We start from the raw sequence: 224 nt of genomic DNA, 5'->3' as shown, positions 1-224 counted from the left end.
AACTGGGAAGCGTGTGGCAGAAGCCGGCAGCCGCTGTCGAGGCGAAGGCTGCAGCCATCGGTGAGACGCCGAGGGCGGGAGCGAGCGCGACCACGACGGGGATGATCGCCGCGGAACGGGCCGACCGCGAGGGGATCAGCAGATGCGCCGCCGTCGAGATCGCGATGACGACGAGCACGAAGGCCACGGCCCCTGCAGCGCCGAGTCCACGCAGCGGTGCGAGC

At 71.4% G+C, this 224-nt stretch carries 1 pseudogene; it reads right to left on the bottom strand.

The annotated features are described in order from the left end of the window. Positions 1-224, bottom strand: a pseudogene (locus DSP71_RS03340) (SLC13 family permease); the annotation flags it as partial.

The sequence above is a fragment of the Microbacterium sp. H6 genome, from assembly GCF_003314775.1.
Classification (GTDB): domain Bacteria; phylum Actinomycetota; class Actinomycetes; order Actinomycetales; family Microbacteriaceae; genus Microbacterium; species Microbacterium oxydans.
This window is presented reverse-complemented; position numbering and strand designations above follow the sequence as displayed.